The organism is Nocardia tenerifensis NBRC 101015 (genome assembly GCF_000308715.1).
Lineage (GTDB): Bacteria > Actinomycetota > Actinomycetes > Mycobacteriales > Mycobacteriaceae > Nocardia > Nocardia tenerifensis.
Window position 1 is genome coordinate 17,838 of record NZ_BAGH01000590.1, and the last position, 12,650, is coordinate 30,487.

General features: G+C 66.1%; 9 protein-coding genes and 2 pseudogenes. 6 read left to right on the top strand and 5 right to left on the bottom strand.

Annotated features, from left to right (window positions below):
- Positions 1 to 335: 335 nt before the first annotated feature.
- The 5 genes and pseudogenes from ON39_RS39575 to ON39_RS50985 all read left to right on the top strand — a co-directional run bounded on the left by ON39_RS39575 (position 336) and on the right by ON39_RS50985 (position 7,245).
- On the top strand, positions 336 to 3,539 hold the full coding sequence (locus ON39_RS39575) for a BTAD domain-containing putative transcriptional regulator (protein WP_051187690.1): 3,204 nt from the start codon (positions 336 to 338) through the stop codon (positions 3,537 to 3,539).
- A gap of 107 nt (positions 3,540 to 3,646) precedes the next feature.
- Positions 3,647 to 4,057: a nuclear transport factor 2 family protein gene (locus ON39_RS39580; RefSeq protein WP_040741904.1), complete on the top strand. Its 411-nt coding sequence runs from the start codon at positions 3,647 to 3,649 to the stop codon at positions 4,055 to 4,057.
- Positions 4,058 to 4,490: 433 nt separating this feature from the next.
- Positions 4,491 to 5,723, top strand: a complete 1,233-nt coding sequence (gene cqsA / locus ON39_RS39585) for an alpha-hydroxyketone-type quorum-sensing autoinducer synthase (RefSeq protein ID WP_051187691.1) — start codon at positions 4,491 to 4,493, stop codon at positions 5,721 to 5,723.
- Positions 5,720 to 6,502: pseudogene (locus ON39_RS46830) on the top strand (glutamate ABC transporter substrate-binding protein); the annotation flags it as partial. The gene cqsA and the pseudogene ON39_RS46830, both read left to right, overlap by 4 nt.
- A 620-nt stretch (positions 6,503 to 7,122) precedes the next feature.
- Entirely contained in the window at positions 7,123 to 7,245 is a 123-nt protein-coding gene (locus ON39_RS50985; protein ID WP_255219334.1) for a hypothetical protein, read from the top strand.
- A 120-nt stretch (positions 7,246 to 7,365) separates the two neighbouring features.
- On the opposite strand, the gene ON39_RS39595 is transcribed toward ON39_RS50985, so the two are convergent.
- The 3 genes and pseudogenes from ON39_RS39595 to ON39_RS51340 form a co-directional block, all read right to left on the bottom strand.
- Entirely contained in the window at positions 7,366 to 7,539 is a 174-nt protein-coding gene (locus ON39_RS39595) for a hypothetical protein (RefSeq protein ID WP_157195608.1), read from the bottom strand.
- Positions 7,540 to 7,717: 178 nt separating this feature from the next.
- Positions 7,718 to 8,110, bottom strand: a complete 393-nt coding sequence (locus ON39_RS51335) for a GMC family oxidoreductase (RefSeq protein ID WP_306307563.1) — start codon at positions 8,108 to 8,110, stop codon at positions 7,718 to 7,720.
- 364 nt (positions 8,111 to 8,474) lie between these two features.
- Positions 8,475 to 9,692 (bottom strand): annotated as a pseudogene (locus ON39_RS51340) (GMC family oxidoreductase N-terminal domain-containing protein); the annotation flags it as partial.
- A gap of 356 nt (positions 9,693 to 10,048) precedes the next feature.
- Between ON39_RS51340 and ON39_RS39605 the strand changes: the two are divergent.
- Complete coding sequence (locus ON39_RS39605) at positions 10,049 to 10,783, top strand: dienelactone hydrolase family protein (protein WP_040741908.1); 735 nt, start codon at positions 10,049 to 10,051, stop codon at positions 10,781 to 10,783.
- A gap of 85 nt (positions 10,784 to 10,868) precedes the next feature.
- Here the strand turns inward: ON39_RS39605 and ON39_RS39610 are convergent, their stop codons facing one another.
- Together ON39_RS39610 and ON39_RS39615 are read right to left on the bottom strand one after the other, a co-directional pair.
- Entirely contained in the window at positions 10,869 to 11,804 is a 936-nt protein-coding gene (locus tag ON39_RS39610) for a MerR family transcriptional regulator (protein ID WP_040741910.1), read from the bottom strand.
- Positions 11,805 to 11,837: 33 nt separating this feature from the next.
- A partial coding sequence (locus ON39_RS39615) for an alanine--tRNA ligase-related protein (RefSeq protein ID WP_040741912.1) occupies positions 11,838 to 12,650 on the bottom strand: 813 nt, incomplete at its 5' end.

The following is a 12,650-nucleotide window of genomic DNA, read 5'->3' on the forward strand; positions in this document are numbered from 1 at the left end:
CGTACCTCACTCGTTCCCTCCCCCGTACCGGATTACGCAGGGCGGCAAACATTCTGAATGGGTCGTCGGCGTGATCGTGCCCCCCTGCGGTGATCAGCCGGTAGAACTCCAGGCAGACGTTTGCCGCCCTGCTTGGAGAACATTAACTTGCCGAGGTGTAGCCGAACTGGACGGAGTAGGAGCAGCCGCCGGCCCGAGCTGCTCCCCGCCTCGGCGCGCCTACCTGCGGAAATCTGACACGAGACGAATGACGAGACCGCGGAGCGGCAACCGGACGGTCGACGCTGGAGTAATATTGCCGCACGGCTCGGCTGATTCTGGGGGAATACGTCGCTATGGATCATGAAGATCTGACGTTCGGGGAGAGGTTGCGCGCGCGGCGCAGTGAAGCGGGGCTTACCCAGCGCGAATTGGCGCGCCGCGCGAATGTCAGCGTCCGGACCGTTCGGTATATCGAGCAAGGCCATATCCGCAATCCACGGCCGGCCTCGATCCAGCAACTGGCGAGCGTGCTCGACCTACCGCTGCACAATGCCGACCCGAGCGATGCCGAAAAGTCGCCGAGCGCGGTATTCACCATCAATGTGCTCGGCCCGCTGGCCGTATATGACGAAGGCCGGCGGGTCTCCCTCGGCGAAACGGTGCGCGCGCGATTGCTGGCATTGCTTGCACTGCAACCGAATACGGCGGTGAGCCGCGACGAGATCATCGACGTGCTGTGGGGCGAGCAGCCGCCGAGGTCGCACGTCAATCTGGTGCACACCTATGTCGCCCGGCTGCGCCGGTTGTTCGCCTCGACCGGACGGCAGAACGGGCTGCCGCGCCTGATCAACGCGCGCGGTGGTTACCTGCTCGAAGTCGATGGCGATCATCTGGATCTCGTGCGGTTCACCGAGCTGGCGGCGCACGGCAGGGAGTCCTACCGTGCGGGCGATCCGGAGGCGGCGTGCGACTCGTACGCGCGGGGCCTATCGTGTTGGCGCGGTGCGATACTCAGCGATCTGGACCAGGATCTGCGACAGCATCCGGCCGCCGTCGCGGTGTCGCGCGAGCGGCTCGCCGCGGTGCTCGACTACGCCGACATCGCCATCGCACTCGGTCGCCACGACGAGGCTGTGGTCCGGCTGCGCGAGGTCGCCGCCGAGGAGCCGCTGCACGAAGGACTGCAGGCTCGGCTGATGATCGCCCTCGCCGGGACAGGTCAGCAGGCCGCCGCGCTGCGCCTGTTCGACGAGCTGCGCGACCGGCTCGGGGACGAGATGGGTATCGAACCGAGTGCGGAGCTGCAATCGGCCCAGCTGCGCGTGCTTCGACAGCAGATACCCGTCGCGGAAGCCGGCGACGACCAGGCGCCGATGGCTCCGGGGCGAAACTTCCTGCCCTACGACATCGAGGACTTCACCGGCCGCTCCGCGGAGGTCGACCGGTTGCTGCAACTCGCGTCTGCGCAGGAGGATTCAGGCCGACCGGCCGCGTCGATCATCGCGGTCGACGGCATGCCGGGCGTCGGAAAGACCACACTGGTCGTCCATGTCGCACATCGAATCGCACAGCGATACCCGGACGCTCAGCTCTTCCTCGACCTGCAAGGGCATACCGAAGGGCACCCGCCCCGCACGCCCCGGGACGCGCTCGACAGCCTGCTCCGGCAACTGGGCATCGCCGGGGAGCTCGTTCCGGAAGGTGTCGACGACTGCGCCGCCCTCTGGCGTGGCACCTTGGCGGACCGTCGAGCCCTGATAGTTCTGGACAATGCCGCCGATCCAGGCCAGCTTCGACCGATCCTGCCGGGCGCCAAAACATGCCTGACCCTGATCACCAGTCGCGAAAGGCTTTCCAGTCTGGAAGGCGTCGAACGGATATCGCTCGACGTCCTGCCGCCGGACGACGCCAACGCGCTGTTCACGCGAATCGTCGGCGCCGAGCGGACCGTCGCGCACGGCAGTGCCGTCGGAGAAGCCTTGTCGCTGTGCGGGTTTCTGCCCTTGGCCATCCGGATAGCCGCCGCCAGACTTCGCGATCGCTCGGCCTGGACCCCGGTGACCCTGGCGGCGCGGCTGCGTGACAAGAATCGCCGGTTGATCGAGTTGAGCGTCGGGGATCGCAGTGCGTATGCCGCGTTCGCGTTGTCGTATCAGCAACTCACGCCCCGGCAACAACGGATATTCCGGCTGCTAGGTGAGCACCCCGGTTTCGACATCAATGCATATACGGCGGCCGCGCTGTGCGACATCACGCCGGACGAGGCGGAACTCGTCCTCGAACAACTCGTGGACATGCATCTGCTCCGCCAAACCGGCCTGGCGGAAACCGGGTCGGTCAGATACTGCTTTCACGATCTTCTTCGCTACTACGCTCGGGCGCTTTCGAGCGGCGAACGTGCGGAGAGCGACCGAAGGGCGGCATTGACGCGGCTGCTCGACTACTACCTGCACACCGCGGACCTCGCCGCCCAACTGTTGGAGCCGTTCCGTCACACGGCTCCCGTCACGGGCATTCAGCCGTCGGCCCACATCCCGGTTCTCTCCGGCCAGCCTGCCGCGATGGCGTGGCTCGACACCGAGCGGGCCAACCTGGCCGCCGTCATCGCTACCGCGAATGAGTATGGCTGGGCGGCGCACTGTTGGCAGCTCACGCAGCGACTGTGGCGGTTCTATTTCGTCCGCGGCCATCTACACGATTGGATCACCACCCACCTGATCGCGCTGCGCAGTGCGGAGCAGCTCGGCGAGATCGCGGCGCAGGCCGAGTTACACAAGAACTTAGGCCTGGCGTACTTCCGCTCAGGGGCCTTCGCGGACGCATGGGAGCACCACCGGTATGCCCTGGATCTCGATCGCGAGACCGGTGATCTCCAAGGCGAGGCGAAGACGCGCAATCAACTCGGCTTCATTCGCAGTCGAGCGGGCCACTACGAAGAGGCACTGGACGACCATCAACAATCGGCCGCGCTGTATCGCCGGATCGGCGATCGATGTGGGGAAGCTCGCTCGATGATCGGGCTCGGCGAAGCCTATTTCTTCGCAGGCCGATACGCGGAGAGCATGGCGCGATTCCAGGAGGCTCTCACGCTCAGCCGCGAGGTGCGAGACCGGTGGGGCGAGAACTTCGCGCTGATCGGCCTCGGGTTCACGGCCAAGCACATGGCACAGGGAGCCGATGCCGGAAAATACCTCGAGGAAGCCCTGGCTCTCGCGCGTAGCGCAGGCGACCGATGGTGCGAGAGCGTGGCGCTGACCGGGCTCGGCTACGTTCATCAGGGCGCCGGTGCGGCCGCTGACGCGATCCGCCACTGCGAGCAAGCCGTGGCCCTCGCCGACGAGGTCGGCGACCGCTGGGGAGCGCGGCTTGCGCTGAGCGCGCTTGCGAATCTGTATCACGAGATGGGGCGGCCGATCGAGGCCCTCCGATATCACCAGCGCGCGCTGGAACTCGCGCGGGCTCTCGGCAATCCGAACGTCGAGGCCGAGATACTTGCCGCCCTCGACGCCATCGAGTCCGAACTGCGGGACCATCCCCTGGCCCGACGCCGCAACTGAGTGCCGGAAATTGACTATGCCCCTACGGCCGGGTGTGTGCTGGATCCGCCGTGTGTCGGACAAACCGACAACCGGCGGACGCGACGACCGACCACAGGAGGACATCAATGACCGCACCACATCCGGCGCGCACCGCCAGCCAGGCCCTACTGGCCGCGGTCCAGGCGGGCGACAAGGACGCCTGGCTCGACCTGTTCGCCGAGGACGCCCTCGTCGAAGACCCGGTCGGCGCTTCGGGTTTCGATCCGGCGGGTAAGGGGCATCGGGGCCGCGACGCCATCTCCGCGTTCTGGGACAAGGCCATCGCGCACAACGAGTCGATCGAGTTCCGGTACGAGGACAGTTTCGCCTGCGGAAACGAAGTCGCCTACACCGGCATGGTCCGCAGCCGGAACGGCGGCCAGGTGCTCGACGCCGAAGGCGTGTTCATCTACCGGGTGAACGAGGCCGGCAAAATCGACTCCCTGCGCGCGTTCTGGGAAATGGAGCGCACCATGCAAACCATGAGACCTGCCTGACCCGAACAAGTTTCATCGAAGCCGCCGCGTGGATGCCCCGGACTCCGGGGCTGAAGCGCGGCTACCGTTGTTTACGCGCTGTCGGTTGTAGCGACGGCAGGCCCGGAAGTTATTGGACAGCAACGTCTTCAAGGCGCGGTCGTGTTCGCCGGTCGCCAGCACACCGTGGCGGATTACGCGCGCATTCGTTCAGGCCGGCTACGCGGTCCGGCCAGTGTTCGAGGTCCGTCCCGCAACGTGAGTACCGTGCGATAGCGAAGAGTGTGCTCGGTGGGTTCGTAAGTCGAATGGAGCCGCCTTGATAAAGGGTGGGAGTGGGTAAGACACGCCATAAATCGGCGTGATCATTGACTCTTTCGTCACAAGTCATCCACGGTGATGTACTTTTCCTGAGCACGCTATGAATTAGCTGGGACGACGCGAAGGGAGACGGATGGCTACCGGGGTGGCCGATCGCATCCGTCGCCGTGTCGAGCGTTTCCATACCGAGCGAGTCGCGGGCGAGTGGGGTGGGCGGCATATTCTGCACGGCAACACGCCTGCCCCGGGGGACGTGCTCGTCAACAGCAACGACTATCTCGCGGTGGCCAGAGACCCGCGCGTGACCGCGGCCATCCGCGCCGCGCTGGTCGGATGCGACGGCGGACTGCTCGCCTCCGGCGTATTCCAGCACGGCGATCATCCGCAGATAGCGCTGGAAAGCGCACTCGCGCAACATATGCGGGCGTCGGCGGGCATCCTGTGCCAGTCCGGGTGGGACGCCAATGTCGGATTGATGCAGTCGATCGCCGACTCGCAAACCCCCGTCTATGTCGATCACATCGCGCACATGTCGCTGTGGCACGGCGCGAAGGTGGCAGGCGCGCGCGTTCATCCGTTCCGGCACAACAGCATTGAGCACCTGCGCGGGCGGATCCGCGCGCACGGACCCGGCATCATCGCGGTCGACTCGATCTACAGCACCAACGGCAGCCGCTGCCCCCTGCCCGAGATGTGCGAGGTCGCCGAGGAGACCGCGAGCGTGCTGCTGGTCGACGAATCGCATTCACTCGGCATAGACGGGCCGTCCGGCGCCGGAACTGTCGTGGCACTGGGACTCGCCGAACGCGTGCCGTTCCGGGTCGTGAGCCTGTCCAAGGCGTTCGCGGGCCGCGCCGGATTCATCGCCACGAACAACCCGGAATTCGTCGATTACTTCAAGATGGAGTCCGAGCCCGCGGTCTTCTCCTCGACCCTGCTGCCGCACGACATCGCCGGCCTCGGCGCGGCGCTGGCCGTTATCCGGGCTGACGACTGGCGCCGACGGCGACTCGACGAGGTCTCGGCCACGCTGCGCGAGGCCATGACCGCGCTCGGCTTCGATCTCGAGAATTCCGCGAGCCATATCGTGTCCTTACAGACCGGCCCCGACCTGCGCGCCATGGCGATCCGCGACTTTCTCGAACGGCGGGGCATCTTCGGCTCGGTGTTCTGCCCGCCCGCCACCTCCCGGCACCGCACGCTCATTCGCTTCTCGATGCACGCGAACCTCACCGACGTCGACGTCGACCGAATCATCGACTCGTGCGCCGACATTCGTTCCGTTTTCGGGGCCACACGATCGGCGGCGCGGGAAACCGTAGGAACCACGAACAGTTCGCATCAGACAGGAGAGGTGATCCGATGAAACATCCGATCGTTGCCGGCGCCCTGGTGGCGTGCCTCGCACTCGCGGTCGCCTGCTCGAAGAACGACGACGAGAAACCGACGCTGACCATCGGCGTCAAATTCGACCAACCGGGCCTCTCGGCGATGGGCACGAGCGGAAAACCGGCCGGCTTCGACGTCGACACGGCCGCCTACATCGCGGACAAACTCGGCGTGGACGCCGACCACATCACTTGGAAAGAGGCGCCTTCCGCGCAGCGCGAATCGATGTTGAACGACGGCACGGTCGATTTCATCGTCGCCTCCTATTCGATCACCGCACCGCGCCAGCAGCAGGTGTCCTTCGCCGGGCCATATCTGGTCGCGGGACAGGATCTGCTCGTCCGTAAGGACGAGACCCGCATCGATCGGCCCGAGGCGCTCGACGGCCGCACCGTCTGCTCCGCGGAGGGCTCCACGTCGGCGGCGAAAATCAAAAAGGATTTCGCGGCCGGAGTGAATTCGACCGCCCGGCCCACCTACTCCGCCTGCGTCGACGACCTGCTGGCCGGTACCGCCGACGCGGTCACCACCGACGACGTGATTCTCGCCGGATACGCCGCGCAACACCCCGACAAACTCCGCGTGGTCGGCCACCCGTTCACCCGCGAACGCTACGGAGTGGGCGTGAAAAAGGGCGACACCGAGCTGCAAGGCCGGATCACCAGCGCCATCCAGGACATGATCTCCGACGGCTCCTGGGAGCGGTCCGTGTCGAAAAATCTTGCGCCGTCCGGTTTCCGACCGCTCTCCGCGCCCGTGGTGTTCAACGCGCCGGATACCGCGGTGACGGCCGTCGATCCGAATACGCTCGATCCCGAACTGGTCAAGGTCGTCAACCGGCTCGCCGAGACCTCCAACAACCAGCAGTGGGACGAGTTCAACACCATGACCTGCCCCGACGCCGCGCCCGCCATCAACGCGCTCGTCAAGCAATACACGCCCCAATTCGATGAGCGCATCGGCCCCGACGTCAAGGACGCCGGTTTCACCAACACCATCACCGGGATCACCCAGACCGGCCCGGACTCGGCGACCTTCCTCGCCCACGAGTCCTTCACCAACGTGCCCGACAAATACCGCCAGTACTTCAAGGACATCGACTACACCGGCACCATGCAGCGCCAGAACGGCGCATGGAAACTCTGCAACCTCGCCGCTGATTTCGTGGAATCCTGACTCGGCACGATCGCGCGGGGTGCGCCGCGGACGTCCCTCGAACCGGTCTTTCGAACGTGTGTTCCCCAGGGTGTGACATACGAGGGCCGAATAGTGGACCTTCGGCCCCTGCGGGCGCGCACATATCGAGCGATGGTGGAAGTGCGGCAATGAGCAGTCGCCGCACGTCGGGAATTTTGTACCACCATGAGGAGGACAGCATGAGCGACACCACCAACCCGTCCATGACGGATCGCGGCCAGGATCAGGTCGTCTGGCCGGAGCCGAGCCCCTTGGATTCGTGGTGGAACAGTGTCATGTACGTCGACAGCACCTCGGGGTAGCGGTATTCCTGAGTTATGTGGTGAATAAGTCCGTGTGTCAGCCGCGTGGTTGTTCGGTCGCATACCCTCGAAGCCTTGATCGGACGGCTGAGCGGGGACACACGGTTTCTCCGCACACGTTCAGCACATCTCCGACAGCATCGTCAGGCGCTCGCCGGTCGCGCTTTTCCAAGTGCTGACGTGATAGGTGAGTCCCTCCGCGTTCGCGGGCACGGCCGATCCGGGCGTCGCCACATGGCCCGCGACATGCGCCTCCCAATAGTGGGCGCGCGCACCGGGTTCCAGCCACGTCAACTTCCGAGACGCGGAATCCTCCACAACAATGGAGCCGGACGCACGCATTACGAACCGCCGCGCATCCCGCTCCGTGAGCCATCGCCGTTGCCGGAGCCACACGACGCCATCGGGTCCAGCCCACTGAGTGCGCGAAGGGTGCCATACACTTTCGTCGTCCACCAGCAGATTGTGCCCATCAAATCAGCTGGGCGGCCAGCCTTTTCGCATTCATGTAGGCGATCGCCTCAATAGAGATCATCGGGTTGACGCCCGAGGCGGTGGGGAAGCAGGAGGCGTCGGCGACGACGATATTGGCGACTTCCCACGTGGCGCCATCGGGGTTGGTGGCGGAGAGCCGGGGTGAGCCGCCCATGCGGGCCGAGCCCATGATGTGCAGGGCGCCCATCGCGCAGCGGCCGGGCTCGTAGCCCGCGTTGCGGCAGGCGGCGGCGAAGTCGGCGTGCGAACCCCGGCGGCCCGGTTCGTAGTCCACGCCTGCTTGATGCCCGGAGAAGATGCGGCGTGCGCCCGCCGCCCTCGAGAATGCTTGCGGCGCCCTCGATTCCGGTGTGCAGGTGCGCGGCGTCATAGGGGGAGAGGCGGTAGTTGACGAGCGGCTCGCCGGACTTGTCGACGGTGACCGTGCCCGAGTCGCGGTCGCGGGTGATGATGCCGATCGGGGTGGTGTTGGCGAAGTCGAGCAGGGTGCGGCGGTGCGCGTCCGCGCCGCGCCAGTTCATGAAGCCGATCGCCATTCCCGGATGCACCGGGCCCGTCTCGTAGATGACGCCGTAGCCGTCGCCGTCGAGATCCGCGTGCCTGCGGCAGATTCGCCCCTGCAGCGCGCCCTCCCAGCCGCGCAGTTCCTCGTCGAAGACGCCGAACACCGCCGCGGCCGGGTGCAGCCGCAGGTGGCGTCCGATGTTCTCGTTGCTCAGGCCGGATCGGCGCAGTAGCGCGGGGGTTTGCACCGCGCCCGCCGCGACGACGACGGCGCGAGCCCGCACCTCGATCCGCGCCCCGGACGCGGTGATCGCCGAAACACTTTCGGCGCGGCCGCTTTTCACCTGGATGCTGCGGGCGTCGGCGTCCACGATCAGCCGGGCGCCGGCCGCGGCGGCGTCGGCGAGCCACGTCTTGGTGACCGACTGCTTCGCGCCCACGCGGCAGCCGTAACCGCAGGAGCCGCATTCGATCCCGGCGTCACACGCCTCGGTTACGTTGCGCGGCAACGAGTCCACTTCCCAGCCGAGCGCTTGCGCGCCGCGTTCCAGGACACTGTCGCGGGCCGAAAGGGGAGAGCGCGTGTCGGTGACCGCGAGGCGGCTTCGCACCGTCTCGAGCGCCCGGCCGAACTCGTCCTGCGTGAACTGTGCCGCACCCAGTTCGGCCCACTCCGCGCGGACGGAGTCGGGCGTGGGCAGCGAGGTGCTCCAGTTGACGACGGTGCCGCCGCCGAGGCAAGATCCGGCGACGAGGGTGATCTGCCCCTCGCTGGAACTGGCCCCGGGCGCGTACAGCTGTTCCAGGGCGGCGAGCTCGCCCGCGCCGAAATCTCGGTCGTCGTAGTAGTTTCCGCGCTCGAGCACGATCACGTCGAGTCCGGCCTCGGCCAGCACGGCCGCCGCGGCCCCACCGCCCGCACCCGATCCGACGATCACCACATCGCAAGTGAGCGTGGTGTTCTCGGCGCACCGCATGGGCGTCAGTTGCGGCTGCGGGGCCGTGCTGAGCGGTCCGCTCGGCGCCGGGTAGCCGATCTCCTTCCACAGCGGGTTGGTGCCCGTGGGACCCGGAGTCACGTTGTAGGACAGCAGCGCCGCCTGCTTGAGCGCCTGAAAGATCGCCCGCACCGGACCCAGCCGCGAATCACCCAGTCGCAGCAGCGCCCGCTCGCGCTCCTGCTGCGACAGCGCGGAGAACCGACGGGGTCCCGCGCCGAGAAGCACCCCGGTCACCCGAGAATCCCACCACCCCAACAACATTGCCAACTGCTTGCGATCCGCCTCCCGCGGACTGCGACCCAGCAACCGCACCACGGTGTCGACCGCCCCCAGCTCGCTCGCCGACGGCAGACCCAACCCATCGCCGGGCGCAAACGTATCGCAGATCACACCCAGCGCCGCCCGCTGCGCACCCGAAAGCTCCATACCAAAACTCCCCTTCTCCATCGCCGAACGAGTTAATCACGTCGGCGACCTCCGCGCTCGAGTTGACACAAAATGCCAGTTAGAAGCACTAAGAATGAGGAATAGTCATTCACTTGCCGTTGGTCTGCGGCGGTCGATCTGCTCGGAGAGCTCCCCGAGGATCCAGTGGGTAAGGGCGGACCCCGACTGACTCGGTCCTCGCGAAAATACGTTGGTGGAGTGCTGGGGGCACTGTTATCTTTCCGGGGACCGTGCGAGAAGACGAGGAGGTGGTACCCGTGGACACAGTATTGACGTGGGTGCTCCTCTTCGGGGTCACGGTCGGGCGATAGGTCGTCCGGGAGCGCCGCTTAAGTGCACTCCCGAAAGGCACGACCATGCAATTCACTTCTGAACAGCGTCTTGAAGACGGCGTGATCGAGCGCGAATTCGTGCTCGGCGATATTCCCGGCATCCTGTGGACGCCCGAGTCGGCATCCGAACCGATGCCGCTGATTCTGATCAGCCCACCTCCGCTCGGGCTGCGTAAGACGTACCCGCGACTGCTGGCCAGGGCACGGCACACCGTGGCGGAGGGTTACGCGGTGGCCACCATCGAGCTCCCGTGGAGCGGTGACCGGCCGCGTTCGGCCGCCGCCGACGAGGCCCTCGCCGACCTGCATCGGGCGCTGGCGGCCGGCGGGCCGGTCGATGACGAGATCGTCGATCGGCTCATCCTCCCGCTGGTCGACAAGGCCGTCCCGGAATGGCAGGCGACCCTGGACGCCCTGCTCGCGCTGCCGGAACTCGGCGGTCCGGTGGGCTACTCGGGCGGGGTGATCTCCATCGGCACCCGGCTGGCGGTGGTCGAGCCGCGCATCGCGGCCGCCGTTCTGTTCGCCGGTAGTTTCGTGCCCCGCGCCATACTCGCCGAGGCGCGTAAGGTCACCATTCCGCTGCACGTCCTGCTCCAATGGGACGACGAGGGAAATGACCGGCAGATGGCCCTGGACCTGTTCGACGCTTTCGGTTCCAAGGAAAAAGCGTTGTACGCCAATATGGGCGGGCATACCGGCGTCCCGCAGCACGCGGGAGAGGAGGCGAATCGGTTCTTCGCCCGGCATTTGAAGTGACGGTAGAAACTACTGCACCACGGTGCCGGTAGATGCACAACCGCCCCGACCGTCATCGGCGGTCGGGGCGGCGCGGCATTTACGCCTACTTCGCTGAGTTGCGAAGAGCATTCCCGAACCACGTGAACACCGGCTCGAGATCCGCTACCGGCGGCCAGCCGTTGACGCTCGCCACCAACTGCCAATATCGCGTCACCCGAACGTCATTGGCGACCTCCAACCGTTCGAGGATCCAACGCCGCAGATGTGAGTCGTCGGTCTTGCCGAAGGTCTGCGCGTACCGTGCGGACAGCGCGTCGACGATGGCCGCCGCCTCGGGCGCGTCCGGGGCGATCCCGGCGGCCAGCGCACGGAAGACCTCCTCGCGCACGACCTCCGTCAGCTCGTGATGTAGCCCGGTGTCGTCTCCCTCTGCCCGTTGCCTCTCCTGATACTCGGCCATGGTGCGCACGGCCGCCCGAAAATCGTTGTCCTGCACCAGCTCGACCAACTCCATCCATGCCTCGACCTGTTCGACGGTCGGGTCCGCGGGCAGGTCGGGCATTGTCGAGCGCAGCAACTCCACCATGGCAGGGTTCGCGTCGACGCCGCCGAACGTGGCGTCGATGAAGTCGTGGATGAAGCGGTGTCGCTCGGTTCGGGTCGAGTTCACCAGTTTGTGCATCAGATCCATCTCCTGAGGGTTCGATCCCCGGCTCGCGACCGCCCGCAACACCGCACGCCGCAGACGCAGCACCCGGATCTGGGTCTCGAGCGCGTCCGCGTGGGCCGCGGCGACCTCGGCCAGGGTGCTCTCGCGGGCGAGAATGCGTCGCACCGTGGGCAAGTCGATGTCGAGTTCGCGCAACGTGCGAACCAGCTCGAGACGCGTCAGCGCGTCGATGTCGTACAGGCGGTAGCCGGCCGGGGTGTGACCGGTCGGCGGGACGATCCCCTTGTCGGCGTAGAACCGAATCGTTTTGACCGTCAAGCCCGTTCGCTCGGCCAAGGCCCCGATCGTGAAGAGCGTCTCGTCGTCCATGCCCTCAGCCTGCTCTCTCCCCTTGGTGGAGACTCAACTCGAAATGCCTACCTCGGTAGTCAGGTACACCACCAGATCGCGCGGCAGGCCGTGGGTGTCATGCAGATAGTGGTAGTCGTCCTCGGTCAGAGGACCGGTGAAACGACTGCGCGACAGAACCTTTCGCCCGCGCTCGAGCAGTAGGCCGAATTTGCGTTCCTCATCGAGCAGAACGGTGCGCACCTCCTGCGAGGGCACAGCTTGCCGGAAGTGCGCGAGGGTGTGTTCCACCAGTTCCATCGGCAGGTCGGACAGGGTGCGGCTCGGATCCTCACGCCACAGCGTGGTGAGGGTGCGCCGGATGAGTTGGCGCAGTATATGACCGCGCCCGGTCGGTGATGGGGCGACCTGATCGCCGAGGACGACGATGCTGGATCGAAGATGGTCCGACAACCTTCGCAGCGACGGTTCCTCGAGCGGACCCCAGAGCCGAGTCAGCTCGGTCGACCACGGCTGGAATACGTCGATCTCGAAGACGGACCGCGTGTTCTGCAGGATTCGCACCAGCCGCTCCAGGCCCAAGCCGGTGTCGATGCTCGGTCGCCGCACGGGTTCCAGGCCGCCGGGATGCCGAATGTAGCGCATCATCACGTGATTCCACACCTCCACCCATCGGTCGTCGGAAGTCGGTGTGCCCTGCGGCATTTGGCTTCCCGTCCAGACGAAGATCTCGGAATCGGGCCCGCAGAGTCCCGTCGGTTCGTGGGACCACCAATTCTCGTCGGTGGTCGGCTCGACCGGTAACCCCAGCTCATCCCAGGTCCGCCACGACTCGTAGTCGGGCTCGACGTGTTCGTCACCACGGAA